Source organism: Aurantibacter sp., from assembly GCF_042094015.1.
In the GTDB taxonomy this organism is placed as follows: Bacteria; Bacteroidota; Bacteroidia; order Flavobacteriales; family Flavobacteriaceae; genus Aurantibacter.
This window is the reverse complement of sequence record NZ_JBELDZ010000026.1, coordinates 16475-31349: the sequence shown is the minus strand read 5'-3', so window position 1 is coordinate 31349 and position 14875 is coordinate 16475. Positions and strand designations below refer to the sequence as shown.

Here is a 14875-nt window from a genome sequence, read left to right as displayed (position 1 = left end):
AGCGTATAAAATGCCATTTCTAAAACTCATAGTAAAAGCAATTTCCATAAATGGCATAGAACCATAACCTTGAGTTTGATTTAAATCTATATACCAAAGCTCGTAAGAGTTTAATAATTGATTTAAAGATATGTTGTTGTTTTGATGAACTGGTATTGAATTATAATCGTCCACAATAACTTCTGTATAGCAAGATGTAAACAAAGTCATTACAAGTAATAAAGAAAGTAATTTTAGAGTTTTCATAAGTATATAATTTAAAGTTATTACTTAGTTAAATTCAAAAGGTATGCCAAAGCTTAAAAGTTAGATGACTTAACATATTTATTAACCATATTTTTTTACGTATTTTTGATATATAATAGAAGAAAAATCGACTATGAGTCAATTAAAATATGCAGTTTTTGGATCTGGAAGTTGGGCTACAGCCATTGTAAAAATGCTTTGCGAAAATCTTGATGAAGTTGGTTGGTATATGCGCAGTGTATACACCAAAGAACATTTATTAAAAGAGCAACACAATCCAAATTACTTAAGTGCAGTTGAGTTCCATATGGAACAATTAAAATTAAGTAACGATATTAATGAAATGGCAGCTTATGCAGATGTATTAATATTTGTAATTCCATCGGCATTTATTCACGCAGAATTAGAAAAATTAGATATAGATATTTCTAATAAAATAACAGTTAGTGCCGTAAAAGGTATTTTACCAGAAACAGGGCTATTATTAGGAGATCATTTAAATGAAAACTTTAATGTACCACTAGAAAACATTGGGGTAATTGCTGGACCTTGCCATGCAGAAGAAGTGGCTTTAGAACGTTTAAGTTACCTAACTATTTCTTGCGCAGACAAAAGCAAAGCCGAAACTATAGCAAGTGTTTTAGCAAGTAATTATATTAAAACAAAAGTATCCGATGATGTTATTGGAACAGAATACGCAGTAATGCTTAAAAACATTTATGCAGTAGCCGCAGGAATTGCTCACGGATTAGGTTATGGCGATAATTTCCAGAGTGTTTTAATGAGTAATGCAATTAGAGAGATGAAACGTTTTATTAAGAAAATGCATAAAATGAAACGAAACATTAATAACTCTGCTTATTTAGGTGATTTATTAGTAACTGGTTATTCTACATTTTCTAGAAATAGAATGTTTGGAAATATGATTGGCAAAGGTTATACCGTAAAATCTGCTCAAATGGAAATGAGTATGGTTGCCGAAGGTTACTATGCCACAAAAAGTGCTTTTATATTAAACGAAAAGAACATTAAAAAAACTAAGTTGCCAATTATAAATGCTGTTTACCAAGTTTTATACGAAGGTAAAGATGCTAAGAAAGTATTTAAAAAATTAACAGATAAGTTGGATTAGTTTTATATCCGTTGTTGTGTATAATGTCTCAAAATCGAATCAGAATTGAAAACTGAAATTTACCTGACTGTATTTAATGAATCTGAAAAACGTAACTTGATAATTGATAGTGACCAACATTCAATTTGGGCATATCTTCTTGATTCTCAAAATCAAATCGAATTTGATGGGTTTTTATGTTCTCGTGGAACATTAGTAGAATCAAATGAAAAAGTAAAAGAATTTATTGAAATGGATTTTCAACCACCTTTAATAAAAAGAGTTGCAAACGAATTTTCTATACAAATCGGAATTACAAACGAAAATATAAAAATAGATTGGAAAAACAATCTAATCCGAATTTTAATCAACGATACAGAATTTTTAAAAATGGATACTCTGAATAAAAAATCCTATTCAAAAGCAATTTCTGAAAAAAGTGTTTACGGAATACCAATTACTGAATTCTAAAAATAGATTGTCTTTAAAGAAATTTACTTCACCAAAACACCTTTAGCTTCCATTAAAGGAATATTCTGCAAAGCCTTAAGGTTAATCGTGTTTTTTCTGAATAAGAATGTTTTATCAAACATTGTGTTTCCTTCAAAAAAAGTGACTTTAAATTGGTTGTTTAATGCAAATAAATCCTCTTGCATTAACTCAATTTTTGCATAACTCTTTTTAGGTAAAAGGTCTAGTTTTTTTCTAAACTTAGAAGTTATCTTTTTCTCAGAATAACCATCGGTTACAATAATAACCATTTCTATATCTACATCTTTATCGTTTATAATGTAGGCATTCCAGTCTTGTGTTTTGTATATCTCGTTGTATTCGTTTACTACAGCAACGTAAACATCTTTAACTTCTGGAATTATAATATCTTTTTTCATAATTAAAATTAGCGTTTTTTATAACGCAGATTTAAATTGTTCTAAAAACCTTACATCATTTTCACTTAATAATCTAATATCTCCAATTTGGTGCAATAACATAGCAATTCTATCTATTCCAACACCAAATGCAAATCCTGAATATTCTTCTGGATCTATACCGCAATTAGTTAAAACATTAGGATCTACCATTCCGCAACCACCAATTTCTAACCAACCAGTTCCTTTAGTAATTTTATAATCTGTTTCTGTTTCTAAACCCCAATACACATCTATTTCTGCACTTGGTTCTGTAAACGGAAAATAAGATGGTCTTAAACGTATTTTAGATTTTCCAAAAAGCTCTGTTGTAAAATATTGCAACGTCTGTTTTAAGTCTGCAAAACTTACGTCTTTATCTATATATAAGCCTTCTAATTGGTGGAAAAAACAATGTGATCTTGCCGAAATTGCTTCGTTTCTATAAACTCTACCTGGAGAAATAGTACGAATTGGTGGTTTATTATTTTCCATATAACGTACCTGTACAGAACTTGTATGCGTACGTAATAAAACATCTGGGTTAGTTTGTATAAAAAACGTATCCTGCATATCTCTTGCCGGATGATGTTCTGGTAAGTTTAATGCGGTAAAGTTATGCCAATCGTCTTCTACTTCTGGTCCTTCACTTACATTAAAACCTATTCTAGAAAATATATCAATAATTTGATTCTTAACAATAGAAATTGGATGTCTTGCTCCTAAAGTAATTGGCTCTCCTGGACGAGACACATCTAAATTAATATCTTTTACATCTGGAGCATTATCAAACTCAGCTTTAAGTGTGTTTACTTTTTCTTCAGCTGTTTTTTTAAGTGTATTTATTACTTGTCCAAACTCTTTTTTCTGATCGTTAGCTACATTTTTAAACTCTTTAAAATAATCGTTAAGTAGTCCTTTTTTACCTAAGTATTTAATTCTAAATGCTTCAACCTCATCTTGAGTTTGAGCTTTAAAACTTTCGGCTTCTGTAATCAGTTCTTTTAGTTTGTCTATCATAACACTTAAAAATGAAGCGCAAATTTACTACTTTTTAGAGAAACTATAAGTAGAAAGTTAACTAAATAAAAGCTTTTTAAGAGATTAGATTACTCAAACCTAGCTTCTAAAAGTTCCATAAAACGCATTTCGTAGTCTTCTTTTCCTGTCCAATTGTTATAATCTGGTTTTATCATGTTTTGGACTAATTTAGAAGCTTCATTAAAATTTGTAGATGTGTTTAATTGAGATAATACACGATTGTAATCATCTGCATTTCCATCAAACAAATGTTTAATAAAGGCTATTTTATCGTTTAGTCCAATTTTTAATCCGCCAGACTTTAACTTGTCGTTTAACGACTTTTTTTCATTATTCTGATCGCTAACAGCTTCAAAAATTGGTGTTTCTCTATAATCTGATGTAATATCTTCAAAATCGTTTTTAGATTGATCGTAAGCTTTAGCTTTTACAACTTCTTCAAACATACTATCTATTTCAGCAGTTTCTGCAGGCATTTGCGCAACCATATCTTTAATAGTTTCCATTAAAGGTTCTGTTATTGCTTCGTTTTCATTCTCGTCTACATTAACGTAAGTTTTATTTTCAACCTCAATATTATCGCTTATTGTGTTGTTGAAAGCAGAATCTAACATTCCGAAAAATGAAGAATCATTTCCTATAGTTGGCATATCAGCTTCAAAATTCTCGTTAGCAAATTTTAAAACAGTTAATTTTTCATATAAAACAGCAACTTCTGTATGCATTTTTAATACATCTTCTTTGCCTTTAAGTTTAAGTATTCTGTGTGCTATACTTACTAATTCCGATTCTAATTTCTTCTTCATAACAGAATTTTTATATAAAATTTAATTTATTAGGGATTAAGCGACCTATTTTTAATAAATTTGGATGACTTAAAGAAACGAAAAAATATTTCGTTTGGTGCTAAAATTACAAAATGTTTCTTGAAAATACCGTAAATCAGAAAGAACAATTTGGATGGATTGAGGTTATATGTGGCTCAATGTTTTCTGGAAAAACCGAAGAATTAATTCGTAGGTTAAAACGTGCGCAATTTGCAAAACAAAAGGTTGAAATTTTTAAACCTGCTGTAGATACGCGTTATGATGAGGAAATGGTAGTTTCTCATGATTCTAACGAAATCCGCTCAACTCCAGTTCCTGCAGCGGCTAACATTCCTATTTTAGCCGATGGATGTGATGTTGTTGGTATAGACGAAGCTCAATTTTTTGATGACGAAATTGTACGTGTTTGTAACGATTTAGCCAACAAAGGTATTCGTGTAATTGTTGCTGGATTAGATATGGATTTTAAGGGTAATCCTTTTGGTCCAATGCCAAATTTAATGGCTACGGCAGAATATGTAACTAAAGTGCATGCGGTTTGTACAAGAACTGGGAATTTAGCACAATACAGTTACAGAAAAACTGATGATGAAAAAATTGTTATGCTAGGCGAAACTAATGAGTACGAACCTTTAAGTAGAGCTGCATATTACAAAGCAAGTTTGAAAGAGAGAATTAAAACGATTCCTGTAGATTCTGAAACACTTTTTAATAAAGAAAATCCTAATGAGTAAGTTTCGCGAAACGGTTTTAGATATAGATTTAAAAGCGGTTACGCAAAATTTCAACTTTATAAAATCTAAACTTAAACCTAACACTAAATTACTAGCAGTAGTTAAGGCATTTGCTTATGGTAGTGATGCTGAAGAAGTTGCTAAACATTTAGAAACTTTAAACGTAGATTATTTTGCTGTTGCATATACGCATGAAGGTATTTCGCTAAGAAAAGCAGGAATTACGTCTCCTATTCTAGTATTACATAGTCAACCCATACATTTTAAATTATTAATTGAACATTGCTTAGAGCCTAGTATTTACTCTATGCGTGTTTTAAATGAATTTATAAGAGTTTCAGAACAAGAAAAGCAGACTAGTTATCCTGTTCATATTAAGTTTAATACAGGATTAAATCGTTTAGGGTTTAATGTGAATGAAGTCAATCAGATTACATCAACTTTACTAGACACAAAAAGCATTAAGGTAGCTTCTATATTTTCTCATTTAGCTGCAAGCGATGATGAAAATGAAAACGCATTTACATTACAGCAAATTGAAGCATTTAAAAACGTTTCTAAAGAACTAAAAAATCAATTAGATTATACACCGTTTTTACATTTATGTAATACATCAGGTTTATTAAATTATCCTGAAGCTCATTTTGATATGGTTAGATCTGGTATAGGTTTATATGGGTTTGGAAACAATTCTGAAATTGATAAACATCTAAAACCAATCTCAACTTTAAAAACCTGTATTTCTCAAATTCACAGTTTGAAAAAAGGAGATTCTTTAGGCTACAATTGTGCTTTTATTGCTAAAAAAAATACTAAAACAGCTACTTTACCTATTGGCCATGCAGATGGAATTAATAGGGCTTTTGGAAACCAAAAAGGGTTTGTATTTGTAAATAAACAAAAAGCATACATAATTGGTAATGTGTGTATGGATATGATTATGATAGATGTTACAGATATTAATTGCCAAGAAGGCGATGAAGTTGTTGTTTTTGATGCAACACACAATGCTACTGATTTAGCTGAAAACGTAAATTCTATCTCTTATGAATTGATTACAAGTGTATCTCAGCGAATAAAAAGAACTTTACGTCGATAAATCTTTTCGTTTTTGGTTAAAAACTATGTTAAAATTTAGTTTTAAATAGTATATTCGAAATTATTAATAACAAATTAATCAATCAAAATTATGTTAAAAGAATTTAAAGAATTTATTACTGGCGGAAACGTTATTGAGTTTGCAGTAGCTGTAATTATGGCTGGAGCAATTGGAGCTGTAGTTAAAGGTTTTGTAAGTAACATTGTTATGCCAGTTGTTGGTATGTTTACTGGTGGCGTTAGTGTTGCTGACCAAAAATTTGTTTTATCTGAAGCAATTCTAGATGCTACAGGAAAAGTTGCAACTCCAGAAAACGCTATTTTATATGGTGCTTGGATTGATACAATTATTAACTTATTAATAGTAGGTCTAGTAATGTTTATTATTGTAAAGGCATACAACAAAACTAAAAAGAAAGAAGAAGAAGCTCCAGCTGCACCAGCAGGACCAACTCAAGAAGAATTACTTATGGAAATTAGAGATGCTTTAAAAAAGTAATTCTAACCTAAGTTTTTAAATATTAAAAGCCCAATTTCTTAATTGAAATTGGGCTTTTTGTATCCAAACTTAAAGTTATAGAAATTAAAATTCTTAAAATTATTGTTTTTCGATAATTTTTGTATATTTGTTATCGATAAACGATAATTAAAATATTATGAAAACAGATAAACTATTAAAATTAATGAAAACATTTTCATGGATCATATTTATTGGTCCATGCATTAAAGCTGGAGCTTTACTAATCTCATCTCTTGTCACCTTATTTATAAATGGAGCCGCTGCTAAAAATTTATATCTGGATTTAAATCTATTTGAACTTTATCAGTTTAGTCAAACTCACTTTGTTTTACTAATCTCTACTATGCTATTAGTAATAACACTTAAAGCTTATTTGTTTTATGCGGTGATTACTATTTTTTCTAAAGTAAACTTTAAACAACCTTTTAATTTAGCTATTAGCAAACTTATATCTAAAATGAGTGCTATAGCTCTTAGTATTGGGCTAGTTTCTGTTATTGGTAATACATATACCAATTATTTAGTAGGAAAAAATTATGATGCTAATTTAATGTGGTCAAGCAAAGAGTTTCTATTTATTGCAAGTATTTTGTTTGTGATTAGCTTAATATATAAACAAGGTATTGAACTACAAACCGAAAATGAATTAACTATATAATTATGAAAAAATTAAATATTTTAAAAATAATAGTAGACATATTTTGGGTTTTAGCTTTATTCACAACACCTTTAATGTTTATTATGATAAGTTTTGTTCTTACAAACAATTCAGCTGACAGCATACCTATTAGAATACAAGGTGTTTTATATGATGAGCATAATTTTAAAACAAAACTTTTATTAGTTTCAACAATGATAAGTTTTACTATAATAATTTACACCATATTCATATTTAGAAAAGTATTGAGAGAATTTCAAAAAACTAAAATATTTAGTGAACAGGTTTTTAAAGGCTTTCATAAAATGGGAATTTCTTTAATAATTGCAGCAATTTTAACAGGAATCTCATCATTTTTATATCCTTTGTTTGCAAAAAGCAAAATGGCATTAGAATTTAGTTTAAGTCCATTTATATTAATGCTTTGTTTTGGATTGTTTTTTATGGTTTTAAGTGAAGTATTTAAAGTTGCAAAACAAGCTAAAGAAGAAAACGAATTAACTGTATAGCTTATGCCAATAGAAATAAACTTAGATCTTATTCTTGAAAAACGCGGTATGAAAAGTTATGAACTTGCTGAAAAAGTTGGTATAACAACAGCTAATCTTTCCATTTTAAAAACAGGAAAAGCAAAAGCTATACGGTTTTCTACCTTAGAAGCTATTTGCAAAGTTTTAGAGTGCCAACCTGGTGATATTTTAGAATTCTCAGCAGAGTAAAAAAGTCCCAATTTTAAATTGGGACTTTAATTAGTTATTCATTTTTTGTTGCCATTCTTCTTTATCAACCCAAACACTTTCTTTTTTAGTAGCGTCTAGTAAATCTATATTTAGGTCTTGTGAAACATTATATCCAAAGATAAAAGAAACTATAAACTAAAAAACCAAAAGCTGCAGTAAACAAAAGCGCCGCAATAAGGATTTGAAAAAATGGTCGTTTCTTTTCTGAAACTATGAGTTTGTTTTGTTCTTGCATTTACTATTTTATTTTATCAGTCTTTAAGACTTCAAAAATGTTACGCAAGTCTTTTTTGTAAGGTAAATGGTCTGCTCTCCCTTTTTTAAATATATCATTACTATTAGATTGACCTTTTCTAAGTTCTTTTTGCTCCTCGAATGGCAATGCGTGAATTTCTTTACAGTTTGTAGAACAGCAATTATTCATTTCTTCTTTACAAGTGTCACATTGTAAAAATAATAAGTGGCAAGCATCGTTAGCGCAATTGGTATGCACATCAAATGGATCTCCGCATTGGTGGCATTTTGCAATGACATCATCACTAATTTTTTCGGCTCTACGATCGTCAAAAACAAAATTCTTACCAATAAATTTATTTTCAATACCATCGGCATTTACCTGTCTGGTATATTCTATAATTCCGCCTTCTAATTGGTAAACATTTTTAAATCCTTTATGTTTATAATAAGCACTTGCTTTCTCGCAACGGATTCCACCTGTACAATACATTAAAAGGTTTTTTTCTTCTTTATGTTCACGTAAGTCAGCTTCAATTATATCTAAACTTTCTCTAAAGGTATCTACGTCTGGTGTTACTGCGCCATCAAAATGGCCAATTTCACTTTCGTAATGGTTACGCATATCCACACAAACTGTGTTTGGATTAGCTAACATCTCGTTAAAATCTTTAGCTGAAAGATGTACACCTTTATCTGTTACATCAAACGTGTCATCGTTTAAGCCATCTGCAACAATTTTGTCTCTTACTTTTACTTTAAGTTTTAGAAAAGACATATTATCTTGCTCTACCGCAATATTTAATCGGATACCATTTAAAAAATCAATACTATCTAAATGGTTTTTAAAAGCTTCAAAATTTTCGGCTGGTAAAGATAATTGCGCATTTATACCTTCTTGAGCAATATAAATACGTCCTAAAACGTCTAAACTGTCCCATTTAATAAATAAATCGTCTCGTAATTGTTGTGGATTTAAAATGTGTGCATACGTGTAAAACGATAAGGTTAATCGTTCTTTTCCAGCTTCTTCAATTAAAGCTGCACGTTCTTTCACACTTAATTTGTTGTACAGTTGCATGCTATACTATGTTTTTAAGGTTAAAGAAATTTTTACAAAGGTAGAATTTAATTCGAAATATAAAAACCTATATATTATACCAAAAAAAAGTCCTTTACGACTTTCGCAAAGGACTTTTAATAGACTAACTCGATTATTTTTTTAAAATTTTCGTTTAAAAAATAATGCGAGTTATCCTCCATCGGCTTTACAGCTGCTATTTAATAAAATAGAGACTGAAACACCTAAAGTTTTTGTGTGTATTATTGTATTTAAATATCTCATAATTAACACTTATAAATTAGTGAGAAATAATTTTTTAAATAGGAAGTATAATTTTCTTTTTCACAGCAATAATTCCCCTATTTGTTAAATAGATGCAGAAGTTTTAAAAAGGTTGCGTCGTGATATTAAAAAAAATAAAATATATCGTATTTTAGCAACACATTATAAAGAGAACTATGAGCAACGAGAAAGAAAAAGAAGCAAAACTAAAGGCGCTACAGCTTACATTAGATAAATTAGACAAAGCATACGGAAAAGGAACTGTAATGAAAATGAGCGATGCAGCTATTGTAGATGTAGAAGCTATTCCAACTGGATCTTTAGGTTTAGATATTGCTTTAGGCGTTGGCGGATATCCAAGAGGTAGAGTTATAGAAATTTACGGCCCAGAATCTTCTGGTAAAACCACTTTAACTATACATGCTATTGCAGAAGCTCAAAAAGCTGGAGGAATTGCAGCTTTTATTGATGCAGAACACGCTTTTGATCGTTTTTATGCAGAAAGTTTAGGTGTAGATATAGATAACCTAATTATTTCTCAACCAGATAATGGAGAACAAGCTTTAGAAATTGCAGATAATTTAATTAGATCTGGCGCTATAGATATTGTTGTAATAGATTCTGTTGCAGCATTAACACCAAAAAGTGAGATTGAAGGTGAAATGGGAGATTCAAAAATGGGACTTCATGCTCGTTTAATGTCTCAAGCACTTAGAAAATTAACTGCTTCTATTAGTAAAACCAATTGTACCGTTATATTTATTAACCAATTACGTGAAAAAATTGGAGTAATGTTTGGAAACCCAGAAACAACAACTGGTGGAAATGCATTAAAATTTTATGCTTCAGTTCGTTTAGATATTAGACGTTCTACACAAATAAAAGATAGTTCTGGTGAGGTTTTAGGAAATAAAACAAGAGTTAAAGTTGTAAAAAACAAAGTAGCTCCACCATTTAAAATGGCTGAATTTGATATTATGTATGGACAAGGTGTTTCTAAAGTTGGAGAAATTTTAGATGTTGCTGTTGAAATGGAAATTGTTAAAAAAGCTGGTTCTTGGTTTAGTTATGAAGACACAAAACTCGGACAAGGTAGAGATGCTGTAAAATCCATTATTAAAGACAATCCTGAATTATTCGATGAGCTTGAACAGAAAATAAAATCAAGACTTAAAGAAGAAAATGAATAAATTTAAAATCCCGACATAGTCGGGATTTTTTTATTTAAAACACAACCTAATTATTATCAACTAGGAGATACTTTAAAGTTTATTTTGGAATTAACGCAACCTTTTATAAATTGAAGCATCTATAGTATATAAATGAATAAGATGTATGAAAAAATTAATAGTATATATATTTGCCTTTTTTGCCCTTTCCTGTAGTCTTAACGACGATTCTATACAAGATTATCAAGAATTATTACCTATAGAAACAGCTCAAATGCCACAAAGTGTAACTGTTGGTGTTGCAGAAGATGTTTTCTTAACCTATTTAAGACCTACAAATTGCCATGCATATAATGATATTTATTATGTAAAAAATGAACATGAGCGTACAGTTGCAATTGTAAGCACTTATTTTGCTAGTAATAACAATTGCACAGCTCTAGAAGCAGAAACAGAAGCTTCTTTTAGGTTTAATGCAACTGAAGCTGGCATGTATACCTTTAAATTTTGGCAAGGAAAGAATGATGACGGTGAAGATGAATATTTAATTTACGAAGTAGAAGCTATTGACTAATTTTTATTAAAACCAAAACAATTTGGGTTTAGAGCAACTCATAATACGCTGTAAAAAAAATGATACTAAAGCACAAAGCGAACTTTATAAACTCTTTTCGAGTACATTGTTTTCTATTTGCTTAAAGTATTCACGGAATTATGCTGAAGCTCAAGATAATTTACAAGATGCTTTTATTACTGTTTTTGGGAAAATAAACCAATATAAAGATAAAGGCTCTTTTGAAGGTTGGTTAAAAAGAATAACTATAAACACGACTTTACAACGTTACCGTAAAGATAAAACGTTTCAGATAGTAAACGAAGATCATTTAGAAGATACAGATGTAACTATAGATGATGAAGATGAAGAAAATATACCTTTGCAATTTCTATTAGAATGCATACAGAAATTACCAAACCGATATCGTTTGGTTTTTAATCTTTATGTACTAGATGGTTATTCGCATAAAGAAATTGGAAAGTTGTTAGAAATTAGCGATGGAACTTCTAAATCTAATTTAGCAAGAGCAAGAGCTTTGTTAAAAGATTTAGTTTTAAATTATAAATCAACCTTAAAATCTCATAGCATTTAACATGAGTGATAAAAAACATATAGATAGACTTTTTCAAGAAAAGTTTAAAGATTTTAACGAGACACCAAACCCAGAAGTTTGGGCTAATATAGAAAAACAACTTGTCAGTAATCAAACTACAAGTAGTTCGTTTCCATCATGGCTTAAATTAGGTTCTATTGCGGCAGTGCTATTTTTATTTATATCTGTTGGTTATGTGTTTTTTAATAGTAATGAAGAAGTAAGCGTTGTTTCATCTGATATAGATCAAAAAAACAATTCTAAAATTGAATCAAACGGAAAAATATTAAATGAAAACGATTCAAATAAAAATAACATCTTAGAAAATAATTCTTATTCCGAGATTAGTAACAGTCCAGAAAGTAACACAGATTTAAACTCTTCTAACACCATTGTCAATAATGCCAACAAGAATTCAGTTAACCAATCAATTGTTAATAATAAGTTTAATAAAGAAGACTATAATGCTTTAACAACAAAGCCTAATCAAGATATAGCTAATGTGATAACTTTAAAAAAGCAGTCTTCAAACTCTATAGATGAGACTAATGGAAATAACGTTCAAAATGAAGTCAATAATTTAGTTAACGCTAATACAAATAAGGTTAGTAAAAACTATAAAGATAATTTTACAGGAATTAAAAATAAAGGCGCTACAAATAAAACACAAACAAATTCAACCGTAGTTTCTACTAATAAAAATAGTAGTTCTATAGGAACTAATAAAGAAAAAAATAACGGTTTGTTAAGTCCTGATAAAATTAACTCTGCCATTAAAAACAATCCAAATAATTATAATGTAGCAACAACTAATTCAAACAAAACTATTGGAACTACCTCTAATCATAAAAATTCTATAGAAGATAGTAATTACACTTCAAAATATAGCGTAAGTAATACCAATAGTTTTAGTGAAAATTTATTTTTAAATTCAGAAATCCAACCCTTAGCAGACATTAAAACAGACTCTATTTTTGCTAGTTTATTAGATTTAAAAGACACTAAATCTATTGAAGCGGCAATTGCAGAAAATGAAAAATTATTAGAAAAAGAAGCTATTGGAAAGCGTTGGGCAATCTCACCAAATATAGCACCTGTATATTATAATTCTTTTGGAACAGGTTCTCAATTTCATGATCAATTTGTAAACAACAAAAAATCTGGAGAAACAAATACTAGTTATGGTATTACAGTTGGATACGCATTAAATAAAAATTTAAAAATTAGAACAGGAATACATCAACTTAATTTAAGCTATGATACAGATGATGTTTTTGTATTTGAAAGTGTAAGTAATACGCCAAACGAAAACCCATTAAGAAACATTACATTCTCTAACCAAATAAATACACAAGGTATTTCTGTAATTAGCTCAACTAATCTAGCGTCTCAGCAAATTAACTCAACACTAAACGATAACTTTAATGCTGCTTTAAGCCAGAGAATTCAATATATTGAAGTTCCACTTGAATTAGAATATCGATTAAGTAAAAATAAATTTGGAGTAAATATTATTGGTGGTTTTAGTAGTTTTATTCTAAGTGACAACCAAGTTGTATCGGAATTTGAAGATAATAATACTGAATTAGGTAAAGCAAACAATATTAACAATTTAAGTTTTAGTACTAATTTAGGAATAGGTTTAAACTATAGTTTTAGTAAGTCTTTTGTCTATAATTTTGAACCAACTTTTAAGTATCAAATTAATGGGTTTTCAAATACATCTGGAAATTTTAATCCTTATATCATTGGTGTATATACTGGTTTCAGTTACAAATTTTAGTGTAGGTTTTTAAGTTGGTTATTCTAAAACTAATTACTTTGTAATACATCAAAAAGAAAAGGCAGCCTTAGGTTGCCTTTTTAATTTATATAAAAGTAATTAAAGCTATACACATTATACAAACTAATAAAAATATCTCGTTTATTAATTTTAAAGTTTGGTTTTCTAAAGCATTTGCGCCTATTATAGCTAAAGGCATAAAAACAAATAAAAGCTCTGACACGGTTTTTATAGGTTGAACAATGCTTATGAAAATTAGCACCAAAAACGCAAAAGTAACTAAGTAAAAAGCGGATTGTTTAATTCGTTTTTTATTTTTAATCCCAGATAAATAGATTAACAGTCCATAAAAAGCAAACAAAAGCAATAAAACATTAGCTAAATTTATTGGCCAATTAAACGTTGTAATTGTTAACCATTTATAATAAAAAATTAAATTAACATCAGAAAATCTATCAGGAAAATACAAGTAAACAGAATAAACAATTATACTTACCGCTAAAACTCCTAAAAATGGAATTATCCAATAATTAAATCGCTTCTCTGGATAATAAATCAATGCAAAAAAAACAAATATAAAACCACTAATTGCCCAGCTGTTAAAAAGCGCAGCAATAGTAATTAAAACACCAAAATCAAATAATTTTTTAATAGTGTTTTTTTTTGAAGACAAACTTAACAAGCGTCTTAAGGCCAGTATAATAAATAAATTACTAATAATTATTTTAACATTTAAAAATGTTTGAGGTAAAAGCAATAAAGCAAAACAATACACTAAAACAGCGTAAGTATTCTCTTTGGTTAAACTATTACGTTTTACAATAAAATTTAAGGTAAAAATTGATACGCAAGTTAATCCAAAATTAAATGTTAATTTTAAGACATTAAAAAGATTAAACGGCAAAGTGTTGTATTTAAATACGGCAATAACAAACCCTAAAAGTGCGAGTAAAAAAATAATTACGTAATTATTTGGCTTAGATTTATTAAAAAAGCTTGTAATCATTAGCTGTTTTTGTATTTTTGTTTTTAAAGACTATATTTAGTCTTGTAAATTTATAAAATAAAACCCAATGAAAGATTTATTTGAAGCAATACAAGAATTATTTGTTAATGTTTTATTTGCACCTTTAGATGCTTTAAGAGCTTTAGAGTTAGAAAGCTGGTGGAGTGCCAATTTAGTTTCTTTCTTGTTTATAACAGTAGGAATGGTTGCATTTATATATTGGATGTTACAATTAAAAAGTCACCATACTAACGGAGAAGAAGACAAATCTGTCACTTCTCACTCTTTTCTTTAATAAAATTAATAT

18 protein-coding genes and 1 pseudogene are annotated in these 14875 nt (G+C 29.0%); 13 read left to right on the top strand and 6 right to left on the bottom strand.

Annotation, left to right across the window (positions count from 1 at the left end):
- A pseudogene (locus tag ACFDSN_RS05770) lies at positions 1 to 246 on the bottom strand (nicotinic acid mononucleotide adenyltransferase); the annotation flags it as partial.
- Between the two features lie 133 nt (positions 247 to 379).
- On the opposite strand from ACFDSN_RS05770, the gene ACFDSN_RS05765 reads away from it, so the two are divergent.
- Positions 380 to 1378: an NAD(P)H-dependent glycerol-3-phosphate dehydrogenase gene (locus tag ACFDSN_RS05765; protein ID WP_375238887.1), complete on the top strand. Its 999-nt coding sequence runs from the start codon at positions 380 to 382 to the stop codon at positions 1376 to 1378.
- A 45-nt stretch (positions 1379 to 1423) separates the two neighbouring features.
- Complete coding sequence (locus ACFDSN_RS05760; protein WP_375238886.1) at positions 1424 to 1828, top strand: hypothetical protein; 405 nt, start codon at positions 1424 to 1426, stop codon at positions 1826 to 1828.
- Positions 1829 to 1851: 23 nt separating this feature from the next.
- On the opposite strand, the gene ACFDSN_RS05755 is transcribed toward ACFDSN_RS05760, so the two are convergent.
- The 3 genes from ACFDSN_RS05755 to ACFDSN_RS05745 all read right to left on the bottom strand — a co-directional run bounded on the left by ACFDSN_RS05755 (position 1852) and on the right by ACFDSN_RS05745 (position 4112).
- Positions 1852 to 2247 carry a hypothetical protein gene (locus ACFDSN_RS05755; protein WP_375238885.1) on the bottom strand — a complete coding sequence of 132 codons (396 nt, stop codon included), beginning with the start codon at positions 2245 to 2247 and terminating at the stop codon, positions 1852 to 1854.
- 18 nt (positions 2248 to 2265) lie between these two features.
- A complete protein-coding gene (pheS, locus tag ACFDSN_RS05750) occupies positions 2266 to 3285 on the bottom strand; it encodes a phenylalanine--tRNA ligase subunit alpha (protein WP_375238884.1) in 1020 nt (339 codons plus the stop codon).
- An 89-nt stretch (positions 3286 to 3374) separates the two neighbouring features.
- Entirely contained in the window at positions 3375 to 4112 is a 738-nt protein-coding gene (locus tag ACFDSN_RS05745) for a hypothetical protein (RefSeq protein WP_375238883.1), read from the bottom strand.
- 113 nt (positions 4113 to 4225) lie between these two features.
- Here ACFDSN_RS05745 and ACFDSN_RS05740 point away from each other — a divergent pair, with 113 nt between their 5' ends.
- The 6 genes from ACFDSN_RS05740 to ACFDSN_RS05715 all read left to right on the top strand — a co-directional run bounded on the left by ACFDSN_RS05740 (position 4226) and on the right by ACFDSN_RS05715 (position 7862).
- Positions 4226 to 4867, top strand: coding sequence for a thymidine kinase (locus ACFDSN_RS05740; RefSeq protein ID WP_375238882.1), 642 nt, complete (start codon positions 4226 to 4228; stop codon positions 4865 to 4867).
- Positions 4860 to 5966 carry an alanine racemase gene (alr, locus tag ACFDSN_RS05735; RefSeq protein WP_375238881.1) on the top strand — a complete coding sequence of 369 codons (1107 nt, stop codon included), beginning with the start codon at positions 4860 to 4862 and terminating at the stop codon, positions 5964 to 5966. The genes ACFDSN_RS05740 and alr overlap by 8 nt, the downstream gene beginning before the upstream one ends.
- A gap of 90 nt (positions 5967 to 6056) precedes the next feature.
- Positions 6057 to 6464, top strand: a complete 408-nt coding sequence (mscL, locus tag ACFDSN_RS05730) for a large conductance mechanosensitive channel protein MscL (protein ID WP_375238880.1) — start codon at positions 6057 to 6059, stop codon at positions 6462 to 6464.
- 157 nt (positions 6465 to 6621) lie between these two features.
- Complete coding sequence (locus ACFDSN_RS05725; RefSeq protein ID WP_375238879.1) at positions 6622 to 7143, top strand: DUF2975 domain-containing protein; 522 nt, start codon at positions 6622 to 6624, stop codon at positions 7141 to 7143.
- A 2-nt stretch (positions 7144 to 7145) separates the two neighbouring features.
- Positions 7146 to 7652, top strand: coding sequence for a DUF2975 domain-containing protein (locus ACFDSN_RS05720; protein WP_375238878.1), 507 nt, complete (start codon positions 7146 to 7148; stop codon positions 7650 to 7652).
- 3 nt (positions 7653 to 7655) lie between these two features.
- Positions 7656 to 7862, top strand: coding sequence for a helix-turn-helix domain-containing protein (locus tag ACFDSN_RS05715; RefSeq protein ID WP_375238877.1), 207 nt, complete (start codon positions 7656 to 7658; stop codon positions 7860 to 7862).
- Between the two features lie 259 nt (positions 7863 to 8121).
- On the opposite strand, the gene ACFDSN_RS05710 is transcribed toward ACFDSN_RS05715, so the two are convergent.
- Complete coding sequence (locus tag ACFDSN_RS05710) at positions 8122 to 9198, bottom strand: rhodanese-related sulfurtransferase (protein ID WP_375238876.1); 1077 nt, start codon at positions 9196 to 9198, stop codon at positions 8122 to 8124.
- Positions 9199 to 9638: 440 nt separating this feature from the next.
- On the opposite strand from ACFDSN_RS05710, the gene recA reads away from it, so the two are divergent.
- The 4 genes from recA to ACFDSN_RS05690 all read left to right on the top strand — a co-directional run bounded on the left by recA (position 9639) and on the right by ACFDSN_RS05690 (position 13562).
- Positions 9639 to 10652, top strand: coding sequence for a recombinase RecA (gene recA / locus ACFDSN_RS05705; RefSeq protein WP_375238875.1), 1014 nt, complete (start codon positions 9639 to 9641; stop codon positions 10650 to 10652).
- Between the two features lie 145 nt (positions 10653 to 10797).
- Positions 10798 to 11205, top strand: coding sequence for a hypothetical protein (locus ACFDSN_RS05700; protein WP_375238874.1), 408 nt, complete (start codon positions 10798 to 10800; stop codon positions 11203 to 11205).
- Positions 11206 to 11227: 22 nt separating this feature from the next.
- Positions 11228 to 11779 (top strand): RNA polymerase sigma factor, encoded by a 552-nt coding sequence (locus ACFDSN_RS05695; RefSeq protein ID WP_375238873.1) that lies wholly within the window; start codon positions 11228 to 11230, stop codon positions 11777 to 11779.
- 1 nt (position 11780) lies between these two features.
- Positions 11781 to 13562, top strand: coding sequence for a hypothetical protein (locus ACFDSN_RS05690; RefSeq protein WP_375238872.1), 1782 nt, complete (start codon positions 11781 to 11783; stop codon positions 13560 to 13562).
- Between the two features lie 85 nt (positions 13563 to 13647).
- Here ACFDSN_RS05690 and ACFDSN_RS05685 read toward each other — a convergent pair whose 3' ends face one another.
- Positions 13648 to 14568: a DUF6427 family protein gene (locus ACFDSN_RS05685; protein WP_375238871.1), complete on the bottom strand. Its 921-nt coding sequence runs from the start codon at positions 14566 to 14568 to the stop codon at positions 13648 to 13650.
- 67 nt (positions 14569 to 14635) lie between these two features.
- On the opposite strand from ACFDSN_RS05685, the gene ACFDSN_RS05680 reads away from it, so the two are divergent.
- Positions 14636 to 14863: a uracil phosphoribosyltransferase gene (locus tag ACFDSN_RS05680; RefSeq protein ID WP_375238870.1), complete on the top strand. Its 228-nt coding sequence runs from the start codon at positions 14636 to 14638 to the stop codon at positions 14861 to 14863.
- The last annotated feature ends 12 nt before the right edge of the window (positions 14864 to 14875 follow it).

What these genes read in the sequence shown, in the direction of transcription:
- ACFDSN_RS05765 (WP_375238887.1), top strand. Translation starts at nt 380, where the DNA reads ATGAGTCAATTAAAATATGCAGTTTTTGGATCTGGAAGTTGGGCTACA.
- ACFDSN_RS05755 (WP_375238885.1), bottom strand. Translation starts at nt 2,247, where the DNA reads ATGAAAAAAGATATTATAATTCCAGAAGTTAAAGATGTTTACGTTGCT.
- pheS (WP_375238884.1), bottom strand. Translation starts at nt 3,285, where the DNA reads ATGATAGACAAACTAAAAGAACTGATTACAGAAGCCGAAAGTTTTAAA.
- ACFDSN_RS05745 (WP_375238883.1), bottom strand. Translation starts at nt 4,112, where the DNA reads ATGAAGAAGAAATTAGAATCGGAATTAGTAAGTATAGCACACAGAATA.
- ACFDSN_RS05740 (WP_375238882.1), top strand. Translation starts at nt 4,226, where the DNA reads ATGTTTCTTGAAAATACCGTAAATCAGAAAGAACAATTTGGATGGATT.
- alr (WP_375238881.1), top strand. Translation starts at nt 4,860, where the DNA reads ATGAGTAAGTTTCGCGAAACGGTTTTAGATATAGATTTAAAAGCGGTT.
- mscL (WP_375238880.1), top strand. Translation starts at nt 6,057, where the DNA reads ATGTTAAAAGAATTTAAAGAATTTATTACTGGCGGAAACGTTATTGAG.
- ACFDSN_RS05725 (WP_375238879.1), top strand. Translation starts at nt 6,622, where the DNA reads ATGAAAACAGATAAACTATTAAAATTAATGAAAACATTTTCATGGATC.
- ACFDSN_RS05720 (WP_375238878.1), top strand. Translation starts at nt 7,146, where the DNA reads ATGAAAAAATTAAATATTTTAAAAATAATAGTAGACATATTTTGGGTT.
- ACFDSN_RS05715 (WP_375238877.1), top strand. Translation starts at nt 7,656, where the DNA reads ATGCCAATAGAAATAAACTTAGATCTTATTCTTGAAAAACGCGGTATG.
- ACFDSN_RS05710 (WP_375238876.1), bottom strand. Translation starts at nt 9,198, where the DNA reads ATGCAACTGTACAACAAATTAAGTGTGAAAGAACGTGCAGCTTTAATT.
- recA (WP_375238875.1), top strand. Translation starts at nt 9,639, where the DNA reads ATGAGCAACGAGAAAGAAAAAGAAGCAAAACTAAAGGCGCTACAGCTT.
- ACFDSN_RS05700 (WP_375238874.1), top strand. Translation starts at nt 10,798, where the DNA reads ATGAAAAAATTAATAGTATATATATTTGCCTTTTTTGCCCTTTCCTGT.
- ACFDSN_RS05690 (WP_375238872.1), top strand. Translation starts at nt 11,781, where the DNA reads ATGAGTGATAAAAAACATATAGATAGACTTTTTCAAGAAAAGTTTAAA.
- ACFDSN_RS05685 (WP_375238871.1), bottom strand. Translation starts at nt 14,568, where the DNA reads ATGATTACAAGCTTTTTTAATAAATCTAAGCCAAATAATTACGTAATT.
- ACFDSN_RS05680 (WP_375238870.1), top strand. Translation starts at nt 14,636, where the DNA reads ATGAAAGATTTATTTGAAGCAATACAAGAATTATTTGTTAATGTTTTA.